The sequence below is a fragment of the Rhizobium sp. IY2 genome (assembly GCF_047532935.1).
GTDB classification, from domain to species: domain Bacteria; phylum Pseudomonadota; class Alphaproteobacteria; order Rhizobiales; family Rhizobiaceae; genus Rhizobium; species Rhizobium anhuiense.
On record NZ_JBLKNU010000004.1, the window covers coordinates 392405 to 418252 of the forward strand.

General features: G+C 61.2%; 25 protein-coding genes and 1 riboswitch. Of the genes, 16 read left to right on the plus strand and 9 right to left on the minus strand.

Translation table 11 applies throughout. The features are described from left to right. Positions 1-246: 246 nt before the first annotated feature. The 6 genes from ACMUVN_RS17660 to ACMUVN_RS17685 are packed head-to-tail and all read left to right on the plus strand — an operon-like array spanning position 247 to position 5361. The gene (locus tag ACMUVN_RS17660; protein WP_028755844.1) at positions 247-813 is read left to right on the plus strand and encodes a F0F1 ATP synthase subunit delta; all 567 of its coding nucleotides are present in this window, start codon (positions 247-249) and stop codon (positions 811-813) included. Further along, entirely contained in the window at positions 813-2342 is a 1530-nt protein-coding gene (atpA, locus tag ACMUVN_RS17665) for a F0F1 ATP synthase subunit alpha (protein WP_028755843.1), read from the plus strand. The genes ACMUVN_RS17660 and atpA overlap by 1 nt, the downstream gene beginning before the upstream one ends. 28 nt (positions 2343-2370) lie before the next feature. Continuing rightward, complete coding sequence (locus ACMUVN_RS17670) at positions 2371-3255, plus strand: F0F1 ATP synthase subunit gamma (protein WP_028755842.1); 885 nt, start codon at positions 2371-2373, stop codon at positions 3253-3255. 23 nt (positions 3256-3278) lie between these two features. Next, complete coding sequence (atpD, locus tag ACMUVN_RS17675) at positions 3279-4715, plus strand: F0F1 ATP synthase subunit beta (RefSeq protein ID WP_028755841.1); 1437 nt, start codon at positions 3279-3281, stop codon at positions 4713-4715. Continuing rightward, positions 4715-4954, plus strand: coding sequence for a hypothetical protein (locus ACMUVN_RS17680; protein ID WP_027682592.1), 240 nt, complete (start codon positions 4715-4717; stop codon positions 4952-4954). The genes atpD and ACMUVN_RS17680 overlap by 1 nt, the downstream gene beginning before the upstream one ends. After that, complete coding sequence (locus ACMUVN_RS17685; protein ID WP_028755839.1) at positions 4954-5361, plus strand: F0F1 ATP synthase subunit epsilon; 408 nt, start codon at positions 4954-4956, stop codon at positions 5359-5361. The genes ACMUVN_RS17680 and ACMUVN_RS17685 overlap by 1 nt, the downstream gene beginning before the upstream one ends. 148 nt (positions 5362-5509) lie before the next feature. Here ACMUVN_RS17685 and ACMUVN_RS17690 read toward each other — a convergent pair whose 3' ends face one another. The 7 genes from ACMUVN_RS17690 to ACMUVN_RS17720 all read right to left on the minus strand — a co-directional run bounded on the left by ACMUVN_RS17690 (position 5510) and on the right by ACMUVN_RS17720 (position 12145). Further along, the gene (locus ACMUVN_RS17690) at positions 5510-6247 is read right to left on the minus strand and encodes a sugar transferase (protein ID WP_028755838.1); all 738 of its coding nucleotides are present in this window, start codon (positions 6245-6247) and stop codon (positions 5510-5512) included. Between the two features lie 167 nt (positions 6248-6414). Then, positions 6415-7635, minus strand: a complete 1221-nt coding sequence (locus ACMUVN_RS17695; protein ID WP_028755837.1) for an acyltransferase family protein — start codon at positions 7633-7635, stop codon at positions 6415-6417. Positions 7636-7859: 224 nt separating this feature from the next. Further along, positions 7860-8870 carry an ABC transporter substrate-binding protein gene (locus tag ACMUVN_RS17700; RefSeq protein ID WP_028755836.1) on the minus strand — a complete coding sequence of 337 codons (1011 nt, stop codon included), beginning with the start codon at positions 8868-8870 and terminating at the stop codon, positions 7860-7862. Between the two features lie 80 nt (positions 8871-8950). After that, positions 8951-9751 carry an ABC transporter ATP-binding protein gene (locus ACMUVN_RS17705; RefSeq protein WP_028755835.1) on the minus strand — a complete coding sequence of 267 codons (801 nt, stop codon included), beginning with the start codon at positions 9749-9751 and terminating at the stop codon, positions 8951-8953. Beyond that, positions 9748-10554, minus strand: a complete 807-nt coding sequence (locus ACMUVN_RS17710; RefSeq protein ID WP_028755834.1) for an ABC transporter permease — start codon at positions 10552-10554, stop codon at positions 9748-9750. Before ACMUVN_RS17710 ends, ACMUVN_RS17705 begins: the two co-directional genes overlap by 4 nt. A gap of 90 nt (positions 10555-10644) precedes the next feature. Further along, positions 10645-11277 carry a YkoF family thiamine/hydroxymethylpyrimidine-binding protein gene (locus ACMUVN_RS17715; RefSeq protein ID WP_028755833.1) on the minus strand — a complete coding sequence of 211 codons (633 nt, stop codon included), beginning with the start codon at positions 11275-11277 and terminating at the stop codon, positions 10645-10647. Beyond that, positions 11268-11381, minus strand: a riboswitch (TPP riboswitch). Its footprint overlaps the gene before it by 10 nt. A 188-nt stretch (positions 11382-11569) precedes the next feature. Continuing rightward, a complete protein-coding gene (locus ACMUVN_RS17720) occupies positions 11570-12145 on the minus strand; it encodes an NADPH-dependent FMN reductase (RefSeq protein ID WP_028755832.1) in 576 nt (191 codons plus the stop codon). Positions 12146-12228: 83 nt separating this feature from the next. Between ACMUVN_RS17720 and soxR the strand changes: the two genes are divergently transcribed. The 10 genes from soxR to ACMUVN_RS17770 all read left to right on the plus strand — a co-directional run bounded on the left by soxR (position 12229) and on the right by ACMUVN_RS17770 (position 23068). After that, the gene (gene soxR / locus ACMUVN_RS17725) at positions 12229-12693 is read left to right on the plus strand and encodes a redox-sensitive transcriptional activator SoxR (protein WP_028755831.1); all 465 of its coding nucleotides are present in this window, start codon (positions 12229-12231) and stop codon (positions 12691-12693) included. A gap of 80 nt (positions 12694-12773) precedes the next feature. After that, positions 12774-13598: an SDR family NAD(P)-dependent oxidoreductase gene (locus ACMUVN_RS17730; protein ID WP_174824499.1), complete on the plus strand. Its 825-nt coding sequence runs from the start codon at positions 12774-12776 to the stop codon at positions 13596-13598. A gap of 102 nt (positions 13599-13700) precedes the next feature. Beyond that, the gene (locus tag ACMUVN_RS17735) at positions 13701-14042 is read left to right on the plus strand and encodes an ArsR/SmtB family transcription factor (protein WP_028756030.1); all 342 of its coding nucleotides are present in this window, start codon (positions 13701-13703) and stop codon (positions 14040-14042) included. Positions 14043-14112: 70 nt separating this feature from the next. Then, complete coding sequence (locus ACMUVN_RS17740) at positions 14113-15006, plus strand: LysR family transcriptional regulator (RefSeq protein WP_028756029.1); 894 nt, start codon at positions 14113-14115, stop codon at positions 15004-15006. A gap of 134 nt (positions 15007-15140) precedes the next feature. Beyond that, complete coding sequence (locus ACMUVN_RS17745) at positions 15141-15620, plus strand: formate dehydrogenase subunit gamma (RefSeq protein WP_097543618.1); 480 nt, start codon at positions 15141-15143, stop codon at positions 15618-15620. Further along, positions 15617-17173: a formate dehydrogenase beta subunit gene (locus tag ACMUVN_RS17750; RefSeq protein ID WP_097543619.1), complete on the plus strand. Its 1557-nt coding sequence runs from the start codon at positions 15617-15619 to the stop codon at positions 17171-17173. The genes ACMUVN_RS17745 and ACMUVN_RS17750 overlap by 4 nt, the downstream gene beginning before the upstream one ends. Positions 17174-17230: 57 nt before the next feature. Next, the gene (gene fdhF, locus ACMUVN_RS17755; protein ID WP_047615527.1) at positions 17231-20110 is read left to right on the plus strand and encodes a formate dehydrogenase subunit alpha; all 2880 of its coding nucleotides are present in this window, start codon (positions 17231-17233) and stop codon (positions 20108-20110) included. Between the two features lie 37 nt (positions 20111-20147). Next, positions 20148-20972: a formate dehydrogenase accessory sulfurtransferase FdhD gene (gene fdhD / locus ACMUVN_RS17760; RefSeq protein WP_028756025.1), complete on the plus strand. Its 825-nt coding sequence runs from the start codon at positions 20148-20150 to the stop codon at positions 20970-20972. Further along, complete coding sequence (locus ACMUVN_RS17765; protein ID WP_028756024.1) at positions 20962-21198, plus strand: formate dehydrogenase subunit delta; 237 nt, start codon at positions 20962-20964, stop codon at positions 21196-21198. Before fdhD ends, ACMUVN_RS17765 begins: the two co-directional genes overlap by 11 nt. Before the next feature lie 214 nt (positions 21199-21412). Next, the gene (locus tag ACMUVN_RS17770; RefSeq protein WP_028756023.1) at positions 21413-23068 is read left to right on the plus strand and encodes an OFA family MFS transporter; all 1656 of its coding nucleotides are present in this window, start codon (positions 21413-21415) and stop codon (positions 23066-23068) included. Between the two features lie 116 nt (positions 23069-23184). Here the strand turns inward: ACMUVN_RS17770 and ACMUVN_RS17775 are convergent, their stop codons facing one another. Together ACMUVN_RS17775 and ACMUVN_RS17780 are read right to left on the minus strand one after the other, a co-directional pair. Beyond that, positions 23185-24954, minus strand: coding sequence for a methyl-accepting chemotaxis protein (locus ACMUVN_RS17775; protein ID WP_047615524.1), 1770 nt, complete (start codon positions 24952-24954; stop codon positions 23185-23187). A gap of 290 nt (positions 24955-25244) precedes the next feature. Beyond that, positions 25245-25721, minus strand: coding sequence for a chemotaxis protein CheW (locus ACMUVN_RS17780; protein WP_011427049.1), 477 nt, complete (start codon positions 25719-25721; stop codon positions 25245-25247). Positions 25722-25848 lie beyond the last annotated feature (127 nt).

Below are 25848 nucleotides of genomic sequence, written 5' to 3' on the forward strand. Positions count from 1 at the left end.
CCGGCAGACGGCTTCCGTGGCCTGCTTTCAGGCCATTGCGCAATTTTGCGGACAGAAATTCATGTGAAAGGCGTATTCGGGCATTACGCGTGTTGCGAGTCCGAACATCCTATGTTAGACGGACCCCGAATTTCGGAAGAAGCAAGAGGCTTCTCTTGTGATTTCTGGGGGAAATCAAAACGAATTCAAGATCATAGGTTCGGCGCCCGCCGAGAGCCGGATTTTGGGTTGAAATCAGGGAAATTTGTGCCAGTGGCAGACACGTCCCAGCTTACTTCTGGCGTTGCCGAGCGCTATGCCTCGTCGCTTTTCGAACTGGCGCTCGAGCAGGGCGCCGTGGACAGCGTAACCGCAGATCTTGACCGTTTCCAGGCGATGCTGGATGAGAGCGCCGATCTTAAGCGCTTCGTCGTAAGCCCGGTTTTCTCCGCCGACGACCAGCTGAAGGCGATCGTCGCCATCAGCGAGAAGGCTGGCATCAGCGGTTTCTTCGCCAATTTCCTGAAGGTCGTGGCGCGCAATCGCCGCCTGTTCGCCCTGCCGGGCATGATCAAGGCCTTCCGCATCATCGCCGCGAACCATCGCGGTGAAATCTCCGCCGAGGTCACCTCGGCGCATGCGCTTTCACAAGCGCAGGAAACCGAATTGAAGGTGGCACTCAAGAGCGTTACCGGCAAAGACGTGACGATTGCCGTCACGGTTGATCCGTCAATTCTTGGTGGTCTGATCGTGAAGGTCGGGTCCCGTCAGATTGATACGTCTCTTCGTACCAAACTCTCTACCCTTAAGCTCGCATTGAAAGAGGTTGGCTGATGGATATCCGCGCCGCGGAAATTTCCGCAATTCTCAAAGACCAGATTAAAAATTTCGGCAAAGAGGCAGAAGTCTCGGAAGTCGGCCAGGTTCTCTCCGTCGGTGACGGTATCGCTCGTGTCTATGGTCTGGACAATGTCCAGGCCGGTGAAATGGTCGAGTTCCCGGGCGGCATCCGCGGCATGGCGCTGAACCTTGAAGCCGACAATGTCGGTGTCGTCATCTTCGGCGCCGACCGCGACATCAAGGAAGGTGACACCGTCAAGCGGACTGGCGCCATCGTCGACGTTCCGATCGGCCCTGAGCTGCTCGGCCGCGTGGTCGACGCGCTCGGTAATCCGATCGATGGCAAGGGCCCGATCAACGCGACGCGCCGTTCGCGCGTCGACATCAAGGCTCCCGGCATCATTCCGCGCAAGTCGGTTCACGAGCCGATGTCGACCGGCCTCAAGGCCATCGACGCGCTGATCCCGGTCGGCCGCGGCCAGCGCGAGCTTGTTATCGGCGACCGCCAGACCGGCAAGACCGCGATCCTTCTCGATGCCTTCCTCAACCAGAAGGCTATTCACGACAACGGTCCGGAAGGCGAGAAGCTTTATTGCGTCTACGTCGCTGTCGGCCAGAAGCGTTCGACCGTCGCGCAGTTCGTCAAGGTGCTCGAAGAGCGCGGCGCGCTCAAGTACTCGATCATCGTCGCCGCCACCGCGTCCGATCCGGCGCCGATGCAGTTCCTGGCTCCGTTTGCCGGTTGCGCCATGGGCGAATATTTCCGTGACAACGGCATGCATGCGCTGATCGGTTACGACGACCTGTCCAAGCAGGCCGTGTCCTACCGCCAGATGTCGCTGCTGCTGCGCCGCCCGCCGGGCCGCGAAGCCTATCCGGGCGACGTTTTCTACCTGCACTCGCGCCTGCTCGAGCGCGCTGCGAAGATGAACGACGACAAGGGCGCCGGTTCGCTGACCGCTCTGCCGGTTATCGAAACGCAGGGCAACGACGTATCGGCCTTCATTCCGACCAACGTGATCTCGATCACCGACGGTCAGATCTTCCTTGAAACCGACCTGTTCTACCAGGGTATCCGCCCGGCCGTGAACGTCGGTCTGTCGGTTTCCCGCGTCGGCTCTGCGGCACAGATCAAGGCGATGAAGCAGGTTGCCGGCTCGATCAAGGGCGAACTCGCCCAGTATCGCGAAATGGCCGCCTTCGCCCAGTTCGGTTCGGACCTCGACGCTGCGACGCAGCGCCTGCTGAACCGCGGCGCACGCCTGACCGAACTCCTGAAGCAGCCGCAGTTCTCGCCGCTGAAGACGGAAGAGCAGGTCGCCGTGATCTTTGCAGGCGTCAACGGCTATCTCGACAAGCTGCCGGTCGCTTCGGTCGGCAAGTTCGAGCAGGGCTTCCTCTCATATCTGCGTTCGGAAGGCTCCGCCATCCTCGACGCGATCCGCACGGAAAAGGCAATCAGCGACGATACCAGGGGCAAGCTTACCGCTGCTCTCGATAGCTTCGCAAAGTCTTTCTCGTAATCGGGCCCTAAGTTAGGACGGATAACGGATGCCTTCACTTAAGGATCTGAAAAACCGGATCGCCTCCGTCAAGGCGACGCAGAAGATCACCAAGGCGATGAAAATGGTCGCCGCGGCGAAGCTTCGGCGCGCGCAGGAGGCGGCCGAGGCCGCTCGGCCATATTCGGAGCGCATGGGTGCAGTTCTGGCGAATATCGCCAAGGCTGTCACCGACGCCGATGGCGCGCCGGCGCTGATGACCGGCACCGGCAAGGACCAGGTTCATCTGCTGGTGGTGTGCACGGCCGAACGCGGTCTTTGCGGCGGTTTCAACTCGCAGATTGCGCGCTTCGCGCGCGAACATGTGCGCAAGCTGGTTGCCGAGGGCAAGACGGTGAAAATCTTCACCGTCGGCAAGAAGGGTTACGACATTCTTCGCCGCGAATTCGCTTCGCTGATCATCGAGCGCAAGGAATTGCGGGACGTCAAGCGGGTCGGCTTCGAGAATGCGGATCAGATCGGTAAACGCCTTATCGAGATGTATGCTGCCGGCGAATTCGACGTCTGCACGCTGTTTTATTCCGAGTTCAAATCGGTGATCAGCCAGATTCCGACAGCGCAGCAGCTCATCCCGGCTTCAACGGGAGCTGTGCAGGCCGAAGATGCCGCCCATGCAGGCGCTGTCTACGAATACGAGCCGGATCCGGCATCGATCCTTGAAGATCTGATCCCGCGCAACATCTCCGTCCAGGTCTTCCGCGCGCTTCTTGAGAACGTCGCGGGTGAAATGGGCGCCAAGATGAGCGCGATGGACAATGCGACGCGTAATGCCGGTGAGATGATCAATAAGCTGACGCTGAGCTACAACCGCCAGCGTCAGGCGCAGATCACCAAGGAACTCATTGAAATCATTTCGGGCGCGGAAGCGCTCTGAGGCTAGGAAAAGAGGGTCAGAAAATGGCTGAGGCAGCTACCCCCAAGATCGGCTCTGTCGGCAGAGTCACCCAGGTTATCGGCGCCGTCGTCGACGTTGCTTTCGAAGGCGAACTGCCGAAGATCCTGAATGCGCTGGAAACCAGCAACAATGGCAACCGCCTGGTTCTCGAAGTTGCGCAACACCTTGGCGAAAACGTCGTCCGTACCATCGCGATGGATTCGAGCGACGGTCTCGTGCGCGGCCAGGAAGTCGCCGATACCGGCGCTCCGATCATGGTTCCGGTTGGCAACGAGACGCTCGGCCGCATCATGAACGTCATCGGCGAGCCGGTCGACGAAGCCGGTCCGCTGGTCACCGCTCACAAGCGCGCCATCCACCAGGATGCGCCGTCCTATGTCGAGCAGTCGACGGAATCGCAGATTCTCGTCACCGGCATCAAGGTCGTTGACCTTCTCGCTCCCTATGCACGCGGCGGCAAGATCGGCCTGTTCGGCGGCGCTGGCGTCGGCAAGACCGTTTTGATCATGGAACTGATCAACAACGTCGCCAAGGCGCATGGTGGTTATTCGGTTTTTGCGGGCGTCGGTGAACGTACCCGCGAAGGCAACGACCTCTATCACGAAATGATCGAATCGAACGTCAACAAGCATGGCGGCGGCGAAGGTTCGAAGGCTGCGCTGGTTTACGGCCAGATGAACGAACCGCCGGGCGCCCGCGCCCGTGTCGCCCTGACCGGCCTGACAGTCGCTGAACATTTCCGCGACCAGGGCCAGGACGTTCTGTTCTTCGTCGACAACATCTTCCGCTTCACGCAGGCAGGTTCCGAAGTGTCGGCTCTGCTCGGCCGCATTCCGTCGGCCGTCGGCTATCAGCCGACGCTCGCAACCGACATGGGCCAGATGCAGGAGCGCATCACCACGACGACGACCGGCTCGATTACCTCGGTCCAGGCCATTTACGTCCCGGCCGACGACTTGACCGACCCGGCTCCGGCAACCTCGTTCGCGCACCTTGACGCAACGACGGTTCTGTCGCGCTCGATCGCCGAAAAGGGCATCTATCCGGCCGTCGATCCGCTCGACTCCACCTCGCGCATGCTCGACCCTCTGGTCGTCGGCGAAGAGCATTACGAAGTCGCCCGCAAGGTCCAGTCGACGCTGCAGCGTTACAAGGCCTTGCAGGACATCATCGCGATCCTTGGCATGGACGAACTGTCCGAAGAGGACAAGATCGCGGTTGCCCGGGCCCGCAAGATCGAGCGTTTCCTGTCGCAGCCGTTCTTCGTCGCCGAAGTCTTCACCGGCTCGCCGGGCAAGCTCGTTGCTCTCGAAGATACGATCAAGGGCTTCAAGGGCCTCGTTAACGGCGAATATGATCACCTGCCGGAATCTGCCTTCTATATGGTCGGATCGATGGAAGAAGCGGTCGAAAAGGCCAAGAAGCTCACAGCTGCTTAATGAGCGACGCGCTGGACGAGATATTCTGCTGCGACTCCCTGAAAGGGGTCGTGGCGGATCTTCCGGAACCAGCCGCGCCGACTATCTATCGCGCCGATAACGGCGTGCTGATGATGGTGGTGGGTCTGGTCCAGAGCGAGGAAGGCCTCGGTTATCTCGACCAAGCGATAATGCACTGCCCGTTCTGCGGGACCAAATTGCAAGATGCGAAAGCCATAGCCGAGAAGGTAAGTCACTGATGGCTGACAATTTCAACTTTGAGCTCGTTTCGCCGGAGCGTCTGCTGTTGTCGGAGATGGTGACCGAGGTGGTCATTCCCGCGACTGAAGGCGAGATGACGGTCATGGCGAATCATGCGCCGACGATGACGACGATCAAGCCGGGTGTCGTGAGCGTGCGTTCGGCCTCCGGCAAGAAGCAGGACTATGTGGTGTTCGGCGGTTTTGCCGATATCCTGCCGACCGGTTGCACATTGCTTGCCGAATCCGCGGTTCCGGTCGAGGAACTCCACAAGGACGAGCTGACCCGCCGCATCGAGGCTGCCCGCCAGGAGCTCGAGCATGCCGAGCTGCACGAGCACAAGTCGAAGCTCGAGCATTTCATCATGGAACTGACGCATCTGAGCGGCATCGTCCAACAGGATTGATCGCCATCGACTGCGACGATCAAGGGCGGCTGCAACAGCCGCCCTTTTTTGTGCCTGTTCAGCTGTCGCGATAGCGCGGGCGGCTTGAAATGAAGAAGCGGCCCGATGGGGCCGCTTTGCCGATGTGTACCGAGTGGCCGGCTTCGGCTCAGAAGCCGGTGCCGCCGCGTAGCTCGATGGCAATCGTCTTGAACAATATCTTCAAGTCGAGCAGCAGGCTGAAATTCCTGACATAATAGATATCGCAGGCAATGCGGGCGCGGGCTTCCAGCCGTCGCGCCGTCGGGCCGCGCCAGCCGCGCGTCTGCGCAAGACCGGTGATGCCGGGACGCATGATGTGGCGGTGATGATAGTCCGGCACCAGTTCTTCGTAGAGCCGGCCGGCTGCCCGCATGTTGATGGCATGGCAGCGCGGGCCGACCAGCGACATGTCGCCCCTGATGACATTGAAGAGCTGCGGCAGCTCGTCGATATTGGTCTTGCGGAGCACCGCGCCGATGCCGGTCACTCGGCTGTCACCCTTGACGGTCTGTTGAACGCCGCTGGGATCACAAGCTTCCGCGCGCATCGATCGGAATTTGAAGATCGTGATCTTCCGGCCGTTCAGCCCCCAGCGGATTTGGCGGAAAAACACCGGACCGCCATCATCGAGTTTGATGAAAAGAGCGATTGCCAGAAAAATCGGCGCCAGCACGACGAGGGCGCTGAGTGAGGCGACGATGTCGATCAACCGCTTCACGCTCAGTCGCACAGCCATTTTTCTTTCGACAGGGGAAAAGCTATCCGGCTGGCGAATATTGGAGTTCGCGATAACCAGGGTCTTGGTTTTGTCCTGACGCTGAGACGGATCGAAGCGTGAATTCGTCTTCGAAGTAAAAGCATTCATTACGCAAGGTCCACAAGTTTAGATGCGATACTGAACAGCAAGGAGACAGATACATGGTCACGTATCGTTTGTCATCGGTATAAATAAGAATTCCGTAACCCTAAAGACACCAAAAATGGGAGTATTTCGCGTTAACCTTAATGCCTGTAGTTGCGCTATCCGGAAACTTATACTTTGAAAGGAGTAGCCCGATTGGATTGGCGAGCTGTCAGCCGGTTTCCGAAATCGATCGCCGGTTTCTCCAGCAGATGGTAGCTGAGGCTTGCTACCAGAAGGATAAGCGCTGCCGCCAGTCCGCAAGACTGCAGCCAGCCGGTCACAACATTTTCCGAGGAAGCGCCGAACGAGCCCGGGTCGAGCTTCTGGATCAATAGCAGGATAATCTCCTGCCAGATATAGATGCCGAAGGAGATCTTCGCGACGTAGCGGACAGGCGCGTTGTCGAGCAGCCTGCCCAACCGTTGCGAATGGCTGAGCGAAACGAGGGCCGCCCCGACCGCCAGCGGGAAGACCGGAAAGCCATAGGGGATTTCGAGCCAGCCGTAACCCTCGGCGGAGCCGCCGGGCGATATCACGAGGCGGTAGCCGGCAATGGCGAGGGCGAGAAGCGCTGCGGCATCGAACCAGGAAGAGCGTCTTCGTGGGAGCATGGTCTCGAGGCCGGCGGCGAGCGCACCGAGCGCGAAGACGGCGAAGAAGCCGATCGGATTATATCTCGGCATCCATTCCTTCGCCCCACCCTGCAGGCCGTACTGCCAACCGCGTCCGATGTCGCCGAGCGGAAACAGGGTGAGGATCAGCAGATGGGCCAGGAGTACGCCTGTGATGACGCATAGCCAGGCGAAGCGCGCAAGCAGCGGGCGTTGTCTCAGGATGGGCAAACGAAACAGCAGGAGAAAGCAGACCGGCAGGAGCACATAGCTGGTGACCTCGAAGGGAATGGACCAGAGCGGCCCGTCGGCTTCGACAGGAAAGAAGGTGCGCCAGTGCCACTGGCTCATGAACAGCAGCCCGGAGACATAGCGGAGTGCAAGCTCCGGTGTCAGCGGCAGGGCAAGCAGCGTCAGGCTGAGGGCGAAGCTGATGGTGGCGGCAACCCAGAAGCCCGGAGCGATGCGCGCTGCCCTGCGGATCGTGTAATGCCGCAGGCTCGGCAGGTTGCTGCCCGCGTCGAGCGCGCGCCAGAAGGGATGGGCAAGAAGAAAGCCGCTGAGCACAAAGAACACGGCAACGCCGAAATTGCCGAAGCGGAGGACATGTGCGGTCGGTCCGAGTTCGTCGGGGATTCTGCGCATATCCAGCCGCAGCGCGAAGTGGTGGGCAAGCACCAGCAGACAGGCCGTCGCGCGCAGAAAGTCCGCTCCGGCCAGTCTCTCCTGTTGTCGCATCCTATCCCCCGCCTTGCCTAGCGCATCGGCCCGAAAATCGGAATCGATTTTCGGAAAGCACGATGCCTAAATTCTAAGTGTTAGAGCGTCCTTTGCGCATCCGAAAGGACGCGCGGCGCTCTAAAGAATGATGCCGAAAAGTGTGAGCGGTTTTCGCACGACATCATGCTCCGGGTCTCGGACTTTGCAGCGGAAAGCCGCGACGGGCAAGGCAGGCGTTGGGCTCAGTCGAGAAGTTCGTTGGTATAATAGGTGGAAAAGTCCGGCTTCTCCTTGAGTGCGGCGCCATTGGCGTCGACCAGAATCCCATTCTCGAGCAGGAAGCCGCCGAGGGCTTCGGCCTTTGCCGGATCGAGCTTACCGATCACGCCGGCCTCGGATTTCAGGAAGTGCCCCTCGATCAATGCCTTCTGAGACGCCTTTACCAGTTCCGTATTCATCAGTGCGCCATTGCTTCCAGAGATCAGCAGATCGCAGGCTTCGTCGGGATGGTCGACGGAATAGGCATAACCCTGGCGCGTGGCCTGGATGAAGGCGCGGGCGTGTTCCCGGTTTGCCGAGAGATAGGCGTCGCTGGAGACGATGACCGTCGTCTGCTCGTCGGGAATGCCATAATCGGAATAGTGGAAGCGGCCGATCTTCCGGTTCTCCAGTTCGGCGGCTATGCCTTCCCAGGTGTAGATCTCCAGCGTGAAATCGATCGAGCCATTGTCCAGCGCCTCGTAAGCGGAGGTGCCGAGGGTGACGGTCTTGACGTCGCCCTTGCCGCCGTCATTGCGGATCATTGCGGAGATCAGCGCGCTCTCCCAGGTGCCGCCAAAGCCGCCATAGGTCTTGCCGTCGAGGTCTTTCGGGCTCTTGATGTCGTCGCGTCCGCCCTTGAAGATCAGGCGTGCGGTTTCTGTCTGGACGACGCCGTAGACCATCTTCACGTCACCGCCGCCGGCGCGCTGCGTGAGGGTCTCGATCTCACTGCTGATGCCGAAATCGGCAACGCCGTTCGACACCAGTGTTCCGGCGCTGGTATCGGTGAAGGGAAGGATCTCGACATCGAGTCCGGCATCGGCGTAGAAGCCCTTCGCCTTGGCGACATAGATGCCGATATGGTTGGTGTTGGGCGTCCAGTCGAGCGCGATGCGAACCTTTGCGGGCGCCGATTGGGCGAAGGCGGTGCGGCCGGCAAGGCTTGCCGCGATGGCGGTGAAAATCGTCTGGCGGCGGGTGAGAAGCAGCATGGTGACCTCCTCAGGTCTCTAGAGCATGATGCCGAAAAGTGTCGGCGGTTTCGGACGACATCATGCTCTAACTCTATAAATTAGAACAGCGATTCAGATTTTGGGCCGACCGGCCTAAAATCATCCTGTTCTTGCGGATGAAGCAGGGTTTGCAGGATTTCGGTTTCGATCGCCTGGGCCGCCGGCGAGCCGAGGTCGGCGATGCTTCTCGGACGGGGCAGGGGAACGCGGAATTCGCGGATGATACGCGCCGGACGGGCCGAAAGCACGTAGATCCGGTCGGAGAGGAACACGGCCTCGCGAACGTCATGGGTGATCAGCAGCGCCGTCCAGCGGTGCTCGGTCCACATGCCCTGCAGCCATTCCTGGATCTGCGTGCGCGTCAGCGCGTCGAGCGCGCCGAAGGGCTCGTCGAGCAGCAGCATGTCCTGCGTCTGGACGACGGTGCGCAGCAGTGCGGCGCGCTGGCGCATGCCGCCGGATAGTTCGGAAGGATAGTGGTGTTCGAAGCCGGAAAGGCCGAAGCTCTCGAACAAAGGCGCGACGGCGGCGCGGGCCGCGCGGCGGCTCATGCCTTTCACCTCGAGGCCGAGTGCCGCATTGTCGATGATCCGGCGCCAGGGCATCAGCGCATCGCGCTGCGGCATGAAGGCGAAGGAATGCGGTGCCTGTTCCAGCGGCACGCCGTTGAAAAGCATGGTGCCGGAATCGGGTCGAAGCGCCTGTGTCAGCAGCCGCAGCACCGTCGATTTTCCGGAGCCGGACGGTCCGACGATCGAAACGAACTCGCCGTCTGCGACGGTGAGCGAAATGTCGCCCAGCACCTTCATGCCGTCGAAGGACTTCGAGATACTACCGAGTTCAACCATTGTATCGCTCATCGGCGCCGCTCCCCGGTTGGCTGCCAGGGCATGACGAGGCGCTGGATCAACAGCGTCAGCCCGAAGAGGCCGAGCGTGAGCACGGCGCTGACGACGACGGCGGCGAGCACGAGATCGGGACGGAAATTGTTCTTGGCGTTGAGGATATAGATGCCGAGGCCGCGGGCGGCGCCGGCATATTCGGCAAAAATCGCGCCAACGACGGCATAGGTGATCGAGATTCTGAGGCCGGCGAAGAAATAGGGCAGCGAGGAGGGAAGCCGGGCCAGGCAGAAAATCCGCCAGCGACTCGCCTTCATCGAATTCAGCAATTCGGCGATGTCGCGGTCGGTCGATTCATAGCCCTGCAGCAGGGCGACGAGCAGCGGAAAGAAGGTGACGAGCGCCACCAGCAACACTTTCGGCAGCAGGCCGAAGCCGAACCAGAGGACGACGAGGGGCGCGATCGCCACCAGCGGCAGGGTCTGGCTGGCGATGAAGATCGGCAGCAATGCCCGGCGCATGAAGGGCACGAAATCCATGAGGATGGAGGCTGCGAAGGCGAAAGCAAGCGACAGCGCGAAACCTCCAAGCGTCGCGCCGAGCGTCGGCCAGGTGTTTGATATCAGCGCCTCGCGGTTCAGCCAGCCCTGGATGACGATGCGCGACGGCGCCGGCAGGATGGAGGGCTTGATCCCGGAAAGATCGACATAGAGTTCCCATGCCGCCAAAAAGGCGCAGCCGGCGAGCAGGGCAGGTATGCCCCGGTAGACAGCGGCGCGGAGCGCGGTAAGGCGCGAACCCAGTGGTGGTAGCGGTGTCATCGGCGTTCGATTTCAGGCTTTCGTCGGGCACTGCATAATTCCTTAAATCGGAATCGATTTAAGGATAAAATTATGCAGCAATTTAAAGTGTTACAGCGTCCTTTGCGCGTCTGAAAAGACGCGCGGCGCTGTATTGGCTGACACCGTGATATCGAGGGTCACATGCCCCTCGGGGTCGCCGAAGCGATAGAAGGCCTCACGAATGGTTGCGAAGACGGCGCCGGCATCGCCAGAAAGCCTGGTGCAGAAATTCTTGGCGCGGTCGAAAGTGCCGGAGCGTTTGAGAAAGTCGATGCAGCCATAGATCTCGTCCATATGGGTGCCGGTTCCCATGACGTAGAGCGAGAATTGGGCAGCGGTCGGCTGTCCGGTCTCGGCGGTGATTTCAACGGCGGCAAGGGCGGCCGCTATACGGTCAGCAAGCGGCTCTGCCTGGCCGGAGGAGGGGTTGACGCCGCAGATGGCCTCGTCGGGCTCACCGGGGCAGCCGCGTGACACGGCGGCGGACAGCACGCAATGTTCGCCGGTCTTTGCGGCGGTGACGAAAAGATCGTGCATGGCGGCGAAAAGAATGTCAGGCGGGCCGACCAGCAGCGTAGAGATGTCATCGGTCTCGATGCGCAGCCGGTCGCGATAGGGATCGAGCGCCTTGACGGCATCGAGAATGATGCCGACGAAATCGCCGGACATCGGATAGAGTGACACTTGTGCGCCTGAAAACATCTGAACCTCGCTCCGCTGGCATTACCCAGATCAGCTTTGAAGGGTCCAGAGGCTTGCACCTCACATCTCAGCCCCGGCAATACAGAGCTCCCCCGTTAATGGCGCGGAAACTATCACCGGGGTTTTCTCCCCGCAACTGCAAAGTTGCGAACCCGTCCATGCGGTCGGGATGAGCCTGCCATGCCCGGTATCGCCTGATATGCCTTACTGTTGAGAACACCCGGACGGAGGTCCTGCCCGGGTGTCCCTCGAGGTTCCGTACCTGCCGGGAACGGAACCGGAGCTTGCTGCCTCAGGCGGCGATGTCGGCATAGGGGCAATCGCTGCGGGCAGTGACGAGCGCCCGTGTCCACCATTCCAGCCTTGCCATCATCCGGTCGAGCAGACGCATCGCGTCGGTGGGATTGTCGAGCCGTCCCTCGGTGTCGAAGCGGTTCCAAGGTGCTGTAAAGCTCACCGAATCGCGGATCGTGACCGCGTGGAGTTCGGCAAAGACGAGGCGCAGCTGTTCGACGGCGCGCAGGCCGCCCGATATGCCGCCATAGGAAACGAAGGCGACAGGTTTGCCCTGCCAGGGCTCGAAGAAGAAATCGATGATCGACTTCAGCGAGGCCGTGAAGCTGTGATTGTATTCCGGGGTGACGATGATGAAGGCGTCGGCCATACCAAGCCGCCCGGCGAGCCTGTCGATTTCGGGGTGTGCCATGTCACGGCTTACCGGCAGCGCGAAATCGAGCGGGTCGATGATGTCGATATCAAATTGCGGGAAGCGGACGAGCTCCTGCGTCAGCCATTTGACCACCCGGTCGCAGATGCGGCCCTCTCTCGTGCTGCCATAGATGACCGCCAGCCTGGTGGGTGTTTTCATGCGTTGCTCCTTGTCGCGATTGGACTTTACGATTATCGAAGCACGGGTTATAAAACCTCAACTAATATTGAGGTCAAGAGCCGATGGATACGATTCCTGCAACGCCGCTCGGCAGACTTCTGACGGTTGGCGAAGTGGCGGAGCGCAGCGGCCTTGCCGTCTCGGCGCTGCATTTCTACGAGACCAAGGGGCTGATCTCGAGCATCCGGTCCCGCGGCAACCAGCGGCGATACGGTCGTGACGTGCTGCGCCGGCTTGGCATCATCAAGGTGGCGCAGCGTGTCGGCATTCCGCTTTCGGAAATCCAGGCGGCGTTCGAGTCGCTGCCGCAGGGACGCACGCCCACCGTCGCCGACTGGCAGGTACTGTCGGCGCGCTGGAAGGATGATCTCGACGCGCGAATCAGGCGGCTGAGCCTGCTGCGCGACCGTCTGACCGGCTGCATCGGCTGCGGCTGCCTGTCGATCGAAAGCTGTCCGTTGCGCAATCCCTGCGATCGGCTCGGCAAAGAGGGGTCGGGTGCGCGGCTTCTGGAGACAGAGAGCTAGAGCCCTTCCCCAGAGGGGGGACTTGGCTGTGTCTCCCGGGAAAGATCGGTACCTGCCTTTCTTTCGGTCGGCGCGCTCATATGTTAAGGGCGAGTGACGCAACCGGCGGCACTGTCCGCGAGGAGGACGGCTTCGTGTTTCATCCCAGACTGTTCGAAAATCGCAATGTCGTCGTGACCGGCGCCGGCCGCGGCATCGGCCTCGAAGTGGCCCGGCAGTTCCTGGACTGCGGCGCAAAAGTGATCGTCCATACCGGGCGCAAGCCGGGACGCGAGCTGCCGGATTTCCTGCTGACGGCTGAATCCGAAAGACGGGCGCTGCTGCTGCACGCCGATTTCTCGGCGGCCGGTGGGGCGGCGCAATTTGCCGAAGACGTTCTCGCCTTCTTCGACAGGGTGCATGTGCTGGTGAACAATGCCGGCACCATGCTTGGCCGGTTTCCCGCGGCCACGCTCACCGACGCAGAATATGAGGCGATCGTGCGGCTCAACCAGACATCGGTGGTGGCGCTGACACGTGCACTGTTGCCGGCATTAAAGGCGGCTGAAGGCGCCGCTGTCGTCAACACGGTTTCGATTTCGGCGCTGACCGGCGGCAGCCCCGGTTCCTCGATCTATTCGGCCTCGAAAGCCTTCGTTGCGACCTATTCCAAGGCGCTTGCCCGTGAGCTCGCACCGGATGGAATCCGGGTCAATTGCGTGTCACCGGGAACGATCGAGACGGATTTCCATGAGCGCTATTCCTCCCGCGAAAAGCTGGAGCAGACAAGAAAATCCATCCCCCTGCAAAGGCTCGGCACGGCGGAGGATTGTGCTCCCGCCTATCTGTTCCTGGCGGCTCCCTCCCTCTCGGGCTACATTACCGGCCAGGTGATCGAGATCAATGGCGGTCAGCTTATCTGCTGATTTGCTTGGACCTTTTTTGGCATTTCGTCATTTTGGCCAATTCGCTTGTGCGAATATGCTATTGTACTGATCTACCTCATCGCCTCCCTTCCGAGATACCGCATGCCGTTGCCCAAACCCAAGCCGGGGATGACCGGCCAGGAATTGCACACACTCGCTGCAAAAGCCCATGAAGCGAGCGACCTGCTGAAAGCGCTGGCGCACCAGACCCGACTTCTCATCCTCTGTATATTGGCGAATGAGGAGCGGACGGTCAGTGAAATCGAACATATTCTGGGCATACAGCAGGCAATGGTCTCGCAGCAGCTGGCGCGCTTGAGGCTCGAAGGCCTGGTCAATACGCGCCGTCAGGGCAGGCTGGTCTATTACAGCATCGGCAATGTCAGCGTGCTCGCCTTCCTCGAATCGCTGTTCGAGCTTTTTCCGATTGCAGAAAACTGTTAGCGACCGCCCTTGCGGAGCACGGCTGCTATGTCGAAGATAGGCCCGGACGCGAAATGGCGCGGGAGGCCGGATGATCGACAAGCTGGAATTTTTCATCGCGCTTGCCAATGAAAAGCATTTCGGCCGCGCCGCGGAGGAGTGCGGCATCTCGCAGCCAACGCTTTCGGCGGCCATCCGGCAGCTCGAGGATCAACTCGGCGTCATGCTGGTACAGCGCGGTTCAAGGTTCCAGGGGCTGACGCCGGAGGGGCAGCGCGTGCTCGAATGGGCCCGGCGCATCGTCGGCGACGCCCGCACCATGCGCGAGGAGATGCGTGCCGCACGCCGCGGCCTTTCCGGCCATATTCGTCTTGCCGCCATTCCGACCGCGCTCGCCATGCTTTCGCGCATCACCACGCCCTTCCAGGAACGGCATCCCGGCGTGACCTTCTCGATCGTCTCGCGCAATTCGCTGCAGGTGCTGAGCATGCTCGAGAATCTCGAAATCGATGCCGGCATCACCTATCTCGAAAACGAGCCGCTCGGCCGCGTCACGACCGTTCCCCTTTATGCCGAGCGTTATCATCTGATCACGGCAGCCGGCAGCCCACTGTCGGATCGCGACAACGTGACCTGGCGAGAGGTCGGCGATCTTCGGCTTTGTCTATTGACTGCTGATATGCAAAACCGCCGCATCATCAACCGACACTTGACGGAAGCCGGCGCCACCGTGCATCCGACACTCGAATCCAACTCGATGATCGTGCTGTTCTCGCATGTCAGGACCGGACGCTGGGCCAGCATCATGCCGCGCAACGTCGCCAAATCCTTTGGATTTCCAGTGGAAATCCGCATGATTCCGATCGTCGAGCCGGAGGCGCATCATCTGGTCGGCCTCGTTGCCCCTTATCGCGAGCCTTTCACGCCGCTTGTCTCGGCCCTGCTGCACGAGGCGAGAGTGCTCGTACAAGACGAGGAACTCTGATAGAAAAAAACTATCGTGCAACGTGATAGCTTTATTGATCGCCGGCTGCTTCCCTGAGATGCTGCTTGCGGAATGGCACTCGGCCGGGGGAGCCCGCCATTCCGCAACGAGCGAGCCGCCGGGAGGGCTGCCTTATGACCATTCATATCGCCGAAGGCGATATTGCAGCGCGCACACGTGCCATCGTCGCCGATCTTCGCTTTCTCGAAGGGCCGCTGCTTCCCATTCTGCACGAGGTCCAGCAAGAATTCGGCTATGTGCCGCAGGAGGCCATGCCCGTCATCGCGGAGGAACTGAACCTCTCCCGCGCCGAGGTGCATGGCGTGGTGACCTTCTATCACGATTATCGTGACCATCCCGCCGGCCGGCATGTGCTGAAGCTCTGTCGCGCCGAAGCCTGTCAGTCGATGGGCGGCGATGGCTTGGCTGAGCGCGTCAAAATGCTGCTCGGTATCGATTTTCATCAGACGACGCTCGATGGCGGCGTGACGCTGGAGCCGGTCTACTGTCTCGGGCTCTGCGCCTGCGCGCCGGCGGCGATGCTCGACGGCGAGGTCTATGGCCGGATCGACGATCAGATGGCGGCGGAACTCGTTGCGGAGGCACGCCGATGACGGTCAGGATATATGTTCCGCGCGATGCCGCAGCGCTGGCGCTCGGGGCCGAAAAGGTGGCAAAGGCGATTGCCCAGGAGATCGCCGCCCGCGGCCTCGATGCCGAGATCGTGCGCAACGGCTCGCGCGGAATGTTCTGGCTGGAGCCGCTAGTTGAGGTCGAGCTTGACGGCAAGCGCATCGGCTACGGCCCGGTAAAGGCCGGGGATGTGGCTGTTCTGTTCGATGCCGGGATGATGAACGGCGGCGAGCATCGGCTCTGTCTCGGGGAGGTTGAAGACCTCCCGTTCCTCAAGGAACAAACCCGCCTGACCTTTGCCCGCTGCGGCATTACCGATCCGCTTTCGCTTGCGGATTACGAGGCGCATGGCGGCCTTGCCGGCCTTCGCCGCGCCGTTTCGATGACATCAGCCGATATCGTCAAGGAAGTCACCGATTCCGGCCTGCGTGGACGCGGCGGTGCCGGTTTTCCCACCGGCATCAAGTGGAAGACCGTTCTCGAGGCCGCCGGCGACCGCAAATATATCGTCTGCAATGCCGATGAGGGCGACAGCGGCACCTTTGCCGACCGGATGATCATGGAGGGCGATCCCTTCGTGCTGATCGAGGGCATGGCGATATCAGGGCTCGCCACCGGCGCGACCAAGGGCTTCGTCTATACGCGTTCGGAATATCCGCACGCGATCGCGGTAATGACCGAAGCCGTCGGCATCGCCCGGCAGGCCGGCATTCTCGGATCATCGGTGCTCGGCTCCGGCCGCGCCTTCGATATCGAGGTGCGCACCGGCGCCGGCGCCTATGTCTGCGGCGAGGAGACGGCCCTGCTGAACAGTCTCGAAGGCAAGCGCGGCATCGTGCGTGCCAAGCCGCCGCTGCCGGCGCATAAGGGGCTGTTTAACTGTCCGACCGTCATCAACAACGTGATCTCGCTGGCTTCGGTGCCGGTCATCCTGGAAAAGGGTGCCGCCTTCTACCGCGATTTCGGCATGGGCCGTTCACGCGGCACCATCCCGCTGCAGGTTGCCGGCAATGTCAGATATGGTGGTCTCTTTGAGACGGCCTTCGGCCTTTCGCTCGGAGATATCGTCGACAGGATCGGCGGCGGGACGGCGACGGGACGGCCGGTCAAGGCCGTGCAGGTCGGCGGGCCGCTCGGTGCCTATTTCCCGCGGGCGCTGTTCGACACGCCTTTCGATTACGAAGCCTTCGCCGCCAGGGACGGGCTCATCGGCCATGCCGGCATCGTCGTCTTCGACGACACGGCCGACATGCTGAAGCAGGCGCGTTTCGCCATGGAATTCTGCGCCGTCGAAAGCTGCGGTAAGTGCACGCCCTGCCGCATCGGCTCGACACGCGGCGTGGAGACGGCCGACAAGATCGCTCAGGGCATCGAGCCGGAGAAGAACCGGGTGCTGCTTGCCGATCTCTGCAACACGATGAAGTTCGGCTCGCTCTGCGCGCTGGGCGGTTTCACGCCTTATCCGGTGATGAGCGCCATGACGCATTTCCCGGAGGATTTTTCGCCGGCACCTCTGGTGGAGGCGGCGGAATGACGAATTGTTCATGGAACGCCTGCGCTGACCTCACCATCTCAAGCAAGGAGACCGACCATGTCTCTCATCCATGAAATCGACTACGGCACTCCGGCTTCGACATCCGAGACCATGGTGACGCTCACCATTGATGGACAGCGGATCAGCGTGCCGGAGGGCACCTCCATCATGCGCGCCTCGATGGAGGCCGGCATCAAGGTGCCGAAGCTCTGCGCCACCGATATGGTCGATGCTTTCGGCTCCTGCCGGCTCTGCCTCGTCGAGATCGAGGGCCGCAACGGCACGCCCTCCTCATGCACGACGCCGGTGGCGGCAAACATGGTGGTGCACACGCAGACAGGGCGGCTGAAGGATATTCGCCGCGGCGTGATGGAACTCTATATTTCCGACCATCCGCTCGACTGTCTCACCTGCGCGGCCAACGGCGATTGCGAATTGCAGGACATGGCGGGCGCCGTCGGCCTGCGCGACGTGCGCTACGGCTACGAGGGCGATAATCACGTCAAGGCGCGCAACAACGGCGGCATCAATCTGAAATGGATGCCGAAGGACGAGTCCAATCCCTATTTCACCTATGACCCCTCCAAATGCATCGTCTGTTCGCGCTGTGTGCGCGCCTGCGAGGAAGTGCAGGGCACCTTCGCGCTGACGATCGAAGGACGCGGTTTCGGTTCGCGCGTTTCCCCCGGCATGCACGAGCATTTCATCGAATCCGAATGCGTCTCCTGCGGCGCCTGCGTCCAGGCCTGCCCGACGGCGACGCTGACGGAGAAGTCGGTGATAGAGATCGGCCAGCCGGAACATTCGGCGGTCACCACCTGCGCCTATTGCGGCGTCGGCTGTTCCTTCAAGGCGGAGATGCGCGGCGAGGAACTGGTGCGCATGGTGCCGTGGAAAGACGGCCAGGCCAATCGCGGCCATTCCTGCGTCAAGGGACGTTTCGCTTACGGCTATTCCACCCATAAGGACCGCATCCTCAACCCGATGATCCGCGAAAAGGTCAGCGATCCCTGGCGGGAGGTGAGCTGGGACGAGGCCTTCGCGCATGTGGCGCTGGAGTTCCGCCGCATCCAGTATCAATACGGCCGCGAGGCGATCGGCGGCATCACCTCCTCACGCTGCACCAATGAGGAAACCTATCTGGTGCAGAAGCTGATCCGCGCCGGTTTCGGCAACAACAATGTCGATACCTGCGCCCGCGTCTGCCATTCGCCGACCGGCTATGGTCTCGGCCAGACATTCGGCACGTCGGCAGGCACGCAGAATTTCGACAGTGTCGAGCATTCGGATGTCGTCGTCGTCATCGGCGCCAATCCCACGGACGGGCATCCTGTGTTCGGCTCACGGTTGAAGAAGCGGCTGCGCCAGGGCGCCAAACTCATTGTCATCGATCCGCGCCGCACCGATATCGTCCGCTCGCCGCATGTCGAGGCCTCCTATCACCTGCCGCTGAAGCCCGGCACCAATGTCGCGGTCATGACGGCGCTGGCTCATGTGATCGTCACCGAAGGACTCTACGACGAGAGCTTCATCCGCCAGCGCTGCGACTGGTCGGAGTTCGAGGACTGGGCTGCCTTCGTTGCCGAACCGCACCACAGTCCCGAAGAGACCGAGATCTTCACCGGAGTGCCGGCGGCGGATCTGCGTGGTGCGGCAAGGCTCTATGCCAAGGGCGGCAACGGCGCGATCTATTATGGCCTCGGCGTCACCGAACACAGCCAGGGTTCGACCACGGTCATTGCGATCGCCAACCTGGCGATGGCGACCGGCAATATCGGCCGCCCTGGTGTCGGCGTGAACCCGTTGCGCGGCCAGAACAACGTGCAGGGCTCCTGCGACATGGGCTCCTTCCCGCACGAATTGCCGGGCTACCGGCACATTTCCGACGATGCGACGCGCGATATCTTCGAAAAACTCTGGGGCGTGAAGCTCAACAACGAGCCCGGCCTGCGCATTCCGAACATGCTGGATGCGGCAGTCGACGGTTCCTTCAAGGGCATCTATATCCAGGGCGAGGACATTCTCCAGTCCGATCCCGATACCAAACACGTCGCCGCCGGGCTTGCGGCGATGGAATGCGTCGTCGTCCAGGATCTGTTCCTCAACGAGACCGCCAATTACGCCCATGTCTTCCTGCCGGGCTCGACCTTCCTCGAAAAGGACGGCACCTTCACCAATGCGGAGCGGCGTATCAACCGCGTGCGCAAGGTCATGTCGCCGCGCAACGGCTATGGCGACTGGGAAGTGACTCAGAAGCTTGCCCAGGCGATGGGGCTCGACTGGAATTACACCCATCCATCGGAAATCATGGACGAGATCGCCGCGACGACGCCGAGTTTCGCAATGGTCTCCTACGACTATCTCGATAAAATGGGCTCGGTGCAGTGGCCCTGCAACGAAAAGAATCCGCTCGGCTCGCCGATCATGCATGTCAACGGCTTCGTGCGCGGCAAGGGCAAGTTCATCCGCACCGAATATGTGGCGACCGACGAGCGCACCGGCCCGCGCTTCCCGCTGCTCCTGACGACCGGCCGCATCCTAAGCCAGTACAATGTCGGGGCGCAGACGCGGCGGACCGAGAATGTCGTCTGGCATGCGGAAGACCGGCTGGAAATCCATCCGCACGATGCCGAGCAGCGCGGCGTTCGCGACGGCGACTGGGTGAAGCTCGGCAGCCGCTCCGGCGACACGACGCTCCGGGCGTTGATCACCGATCGCGTCGCGCCCGGTGTGGTCTATACGACCTTCCATCATCCCAATACGCAGGTGAACGTCATCACCACCGATTTCTCCGACTGGGCGACCAACTGCCCGGAATACAAGGTGACGGCGGTGCAGGTCTCGCCTTCCAACGGGCCAAGTGAATGGCAGCTCGAATATGACGAGCAGGCGCGGCAATCGCGCCGCATCGCCGGCAATCTCGAGGCAGCGGAGTGACGATGCGGGGGTGGCCCTGTCAGGAGGAACGCGCGTCATGACCTTCACCGTCACTGCCCGTGCTCTCGAAACCGCCCGCCGCAACGGCATCGTGCAGACCGGTTCGCGCATCGTCCCGGAAGAAGTGCCGATCGCCTTTTCCTATGGCGGCAGTTCGCATGCGGTGATGATGGCAACGCCGGCGGATCTCGAGGATTTCGCCGTCGGGTTCAGCCTGACCGAGGGGATCATTGCCGGGCCGGCGGAGATATCGGCCATCGAAGTCGTCGAGGGTGAGCAGGGCATCGATGTGCAGGTAAGCCTTGTCGATGACGTCGCCGATCTGCTGCGGGCACGCCGCCGCAGCATGGCGGGGCCGGTCGGTTGCGGGCTCTGCGGCATCGAATCGATCGAACAGGCAGTGCGGCCGGTGCCTGATGTCTCGCCATCACTGCTGGCGCTGTCGCATGCGGATATCGTCCGCGCCGTTTCGCTTCTGAACGAGGCACAGCCGCTGCATCGTGAGACGCGGGCGGTGCATGGCGCCGGCTTTTATCGTCAAGGCGGGGGACTGATTGCCGTGCGCGAAGATGTCGGCCGGCACAATGCACTGGACAAGCTCTGCGGCGCCGTCATCCGCGCCGGCGAAAAAGGCGGGGACGGCGCGGTCGTCGTCACCAGCCGGCTTTCTGTCGAAATGGTGCAGAAGGCGGCGATCCTCGGCAGCCCGGTGCTCATCGCCATTTCGGCGCCGACGGCTCTGGCCATCCGCACGGCCGAAGCGGCCGGCATGACGCTCGTCGCGCTGGTGCGCGGCGAGGATTTCGAGATTTTCACCCACCCGCACCGTATCTCGCCTGGAAGCATTGCCGATGTCGCATGATACCAAGACCAAGCTCGTCTATATGGCAAATCAAATCGCTACCTTCTTCAAGAGCCAGCCGGAAAGCGAAGCCGCGCAGGGGGTCGCCACCCATATCAATAAATTCTGGGATCCGCGCATGCGGCGGCAATTGTTCGAAATTCTGGAGAATGAGGAGAACGGCCTGGATGCGCTGGTGCTGCAGGCCGCGCCTCTGATCCGAAAGCCGGAGCCTGCGACACACTAAAGCGCGTTCCTCGCGCTTTAGGTCTTTATTTCAAACCTTTTGTTTTTACGCAATTTCGGACGGAAAACCGTTTCCCACTTTTCCTGGAATTGCTCTCGGTCCGATTAGCCAGGATCGGTCCATGCGGGAGGGAAGGCAGGAGCAACCTGCCTGCGCATGTGCCGGTGATAACAAGTCTGAATCAAGCCAGGTCTGAATCAAGGAGGAGTTGTTCATGACTGCAGCCGAAACACGTACAGACGGGGTGGCGGGCTCGGGCCTGCTCGATCGTGAAAGGATCGTTGCACGGCCTGGGTTCAATCGGTGGCTGGTGCCGCCGGCAGCACTCGCCATCCACCTCTGCATCGGCATGGCCTATGGTTTCAGCGTGTTCTGGCTGCCACTTTCCAAGTCGCTCGGGATCACCGCCTCGACGGCCTGCCCGGATCTGACACTCGCCTCGGCGCTGTTCACCACCACCTGCGACTGGCGTGTTGCCGACCTCGGCTGGATCTATACGCTATTCTTCGTCCTCCTTGGCTCGTCCGCCGCCATCTGGGGCGGCTGGCTCGAGCGCGCCGGCCCGCGCAAGGCGGGCGTCGTTTCCGCCTGCTGCTGGTGCGGCGGTATCATTCTTGCCGCTATCGGCGTCATCACCCATCAGCTCTGGATGATGTGGCTTGGCGCCGGCGTCATCGGCGGCATCGGTCTCGGTCTCGGCTACATCTCGCCGGTCTCGACGCTGATCAAATGGTTTCCCGACCGGCGCGGCATGGCGACCGGCATGGCGATCATGGGCTTCGGCGGTGGCGCGATGATCGGCGCGCCGCTTGCCAACCTGCTGATGAATGCCTTCAAGACCGACAGTTCGGTCGGTGTCTGGCAAACCTTCATCGTCATGGCGGCGATTTATTTCGTCTTCATGATGGGCGGCGCCTTCGGCTATCGCATCCCGCCGGCCGGGTGGCGTCCTGACGGCTGGACGCCGCCTGCGGCCAAGAGCACGATGATCACCACCAAACATGTGCACCTGCGCGATGCCCACAAGACCAAACAGTTCTGGCTGATCTGGGCCGTGCTCTGCCTCAACGTTTCGGCCGGTATCGGTGTTCTCGGCATGGCTTCGCCGATGCTGCAGGAAATCTTCGCCGGCTCGCTGATCGGCCTGCCGGATGTCGGTTTCGCCCAGCTGGACGCCGGCCAGAAGGCATCGATCGCCACGATCGCCGCCGGTTTTGCTGGCCTGCTGTCGCTCTTCAATATCGGCGGACGGTTCTTCTGGGCGTCGCTGTCCGACAAGATCGGCCGCAAGAATACCTATTATTGCTTCTTCATCCTCGGCATTGTGCTCTATGCACTGGCGCCGACCTTTGCGGGCATGGGCAACAAGGCGCTGTTCGTTCTCGCCTTCGGCATCATCCTGTCGATGTATGGCGGCGGCTTCGCGACGATCCCTGCCTATCTCGCCGATATTTTCGGTACGCAGTTCGTCGGCGCCATCCACGGCCGGCTGCTGACGGCCTGGGCAACGGCCGGCATCGTCGGTCCCGTCGTCGTCAACTATATCCGCGAAGCGCAGATCGCCGCCGGCGTGGCACCCGGTCCAACCCTCTATACCGGCACCATGTATATCCTCGCCGGCATGCTGGCGCTCGGCCTCATCGCCAATTCGCTGATCAGGCCGCTTTCGGACAAATGGTTCATGTCGGACGACGAGGTTGCTGCGCTGCAGGCGAAGTCTGCGGCGGTCAATGCCGGCCCGACCGGTTCCTTTGGCATCGGCACAGGCGGGTTGGACGCCAAGGCGATGCTTGCCTGGGCCGTCGTCGGCATTCCGCTGCTCTGGGGTGTCTGGGTGACGCTGAGGGCGACGTTCGCGCTGTTCGGATGAGCCGTCACAGCGCGTCGCACGGGCTTCATGCGACGCGCTTCATCTTCGTCTACCGCCTCAGTCTGATCAGAGTGTCGCCTGGTGGCGGCACGATAGGATGGCTGCGGCGGCTGGGATCAGAATTCTTCCCAGCTCTGGGCGGTCGCAGCGGCGCCGTGCGCCTTTGCGACGCGTGAAATAAGGTGCAGCGCCGGTGAACCCGCTTGCCTCGCCTCATGTCTCACCTCCGGCCGGCCGGCGGCCTGGGTCTGGCCCGGCAGACGGAATCGTGTCAGCAGGACGCGCAGCGTTTCGGCTTCCTTGGCAAGGCTATGGCTGGCGGCGGTGCTCTCTTCGACCATGGCGGCATTCTGCTGCGTTGCCTGATCGAGCGTATTGACCGCGTGGTTGATTTCCTTGAGGCCGGTTGCCTGCTCCCTGGAGGCCTCGACGATGGCGACGACGTTGCCGTCGATATCGCCGACCTGTGCGACGATCTCCTCCAGCGCCTTGCCTGTCTGGCCGACGAGGCCGACGCCGTTCCTGACATGCTCGCCCGACGTGTTGATCAGCGCCTTGATCTCCTTGGCGGCTTTGGCGGAGCGCTGAGCGAGCTCCCGGACTTCCTGGGCCACCACGGCGAAGCCCTTGCCGGCTTCGCCGGCGCGGGCCGCCTCGACGCCGGCATTCAATGCCAGGAGGTTGGTCTGGAAGGCTATATCGTCGATGACGCCGATGATGTTGGTGATCTCGTGCGAGGACTGTTCGATCTGGCCCATGGCGGCAACGGCATTGCGGACCACGGTGCCGGATTGCTCGGCGCCCTGTTTGGTCATGGCGACGAGGCGGCCGGCCTCATCGGCGCGGCGGCTGGAATCGTTGACCGTGGTGGTGATTTCCTCCAGCGCGGCGGCGGTTTCTTCGATCGATGCGGCTTGCTGTTCCGTCCGTTTGGAGAAGGAATCGGCCGATGCGCCGATCTCGCGTGAGCCGATGGCGATCGCACCGGCATTCTCGCCGATTGTCTTCATCGTCTCGGCAAGGACTTTGATCGTCGTGTTGAAATCGTGGCGCAATTGCTCCATCGAGGGGACGAAGGGCGTGTCGACCGTCCTTGTCAGATCACCTTCGGATAGGTGACGCAGCGCGCCGCCGAGCGAAGAAATCGCGCTCATGCGTTGGGTGACGTCGGTGGCGAACTTCACCACCTTGTAGACCTTGCCGTCGGCATCGACGATCGGGTTATAAGCTGCCTGGATCCAGATTTCGCGACCGCCCTTCCCGAAACGGACGAATTCGTTGGCGATGAATTCGCCATTGGCCAGACGCCGCCAGAAGCTTTTGTAATCCTCTGTGCCGACATAGGCCGGATCGCAGAATATGCTGTGATGCTTGCCGCTGATCTCGGCCAGGGAATAGCCCATGGCGTTGCAGAAATTCTCGTTCGCGGTCAGGATCTCGCCCATCGGGCTGAATTCGATCACCGCCTGCGAACGCGAGATCGCCTGCAGCTTGCCGGAATCCTCGACCGCCTGCTTCTTGGCGGCCGTGATGTCGGCTGCAAATTTCACCACCTTGAATGGCTTTCCGCCCTTGAAAACAGGATTGTAGGAAGCCTGGATCCATATCTCGCGGTTGCCCTTGGCAAGACGCTTGTAGGCGCCGGCATCATATTCGCCGCGCCCGAGCCGCGCCCAGAAGGCGCGATAGTCAGGAGTTGCCGTATAGGCCGGCTCGCAGAACATGCTGTGATGCTTGCCGACGATCTCGCTCAGGCGATAACCAAGCGCATTGCAGAAATTCTCGTTCGCCGTGAGGATATTTCCATTGAGATCGAATTCGATGATCGCCTGCGATTTGGAAATGGCATTGAGAATATATTTCGAGTCGGAAGATAGACCAAACATCCTTGCCCCTCTGAAATGCGCGTTCTGCTGCTTCGGCTAATCAGACGAAGCGTGTCGGACGAAGAATGCCGGTGATGGAATGACAGCCGTATCGTCTGTCATTCCTCCGAGATTTGCGGAAAACGTATCATCCTTGTGTGTCGTATGATGATAGGACGTGGTTAATATCTCGTATAAAAGAAATAACTAATATTGAGCCGTGCGGAAAAGCCTTGCGGTACATAATAAAAAACCGCCCGGATGGGCGGTTTTTCAAATGCGAATTGTCTAGATACGAATGCCTAGGCCGATCAGGCCGCCAGATCATCGGTCTCGTTTTCCTTGAACATCTTGGAGAGGTTCAGGAAGCAGATCATGCCATTTTCTGAAGCGATGATGCCTTCGCAATAGGCGCGGTCGAAGGAGGCGGTCACCTCAGGCACCGGCTGGACCTGGCTGGACGAGATGGTGAGAATGTCCGAGACGCGGTCGACGAGCATGCCGATGACCATGCTGTGAACTTCGGCGACGACAATGGCGCTGCGCTCGTTGGCGACGGTGCTCTTCATGCCGAGCTTGTAGGCAAGATCGATGATCGGGATCACCGAGCCGCGCAGGTTCATGACGCCGATGACATCGGCCGGGGCGTGCGGGATCGGCGTCGACGGCGCCCAGCCGCGGATTTCGCGGATGGTCGTGGTCTTGACGCAGAATTCCTGATCATGCAGGCGGAAGGCAATGATCTCGAGCGTATCGCCGCTGAAGCTAGTGGAATTGATCGTGGCCATTAGAATTCTTCCCAACTGTCGTAAGCCAAAGCAGAAGCGGGTGCGCCACCATTGGCGCTGACGAGCCTTGCCTTCACACCACGCGATGGCTTTGCGCTCGGCGAAGCATCGTTACGGTTACGACGAC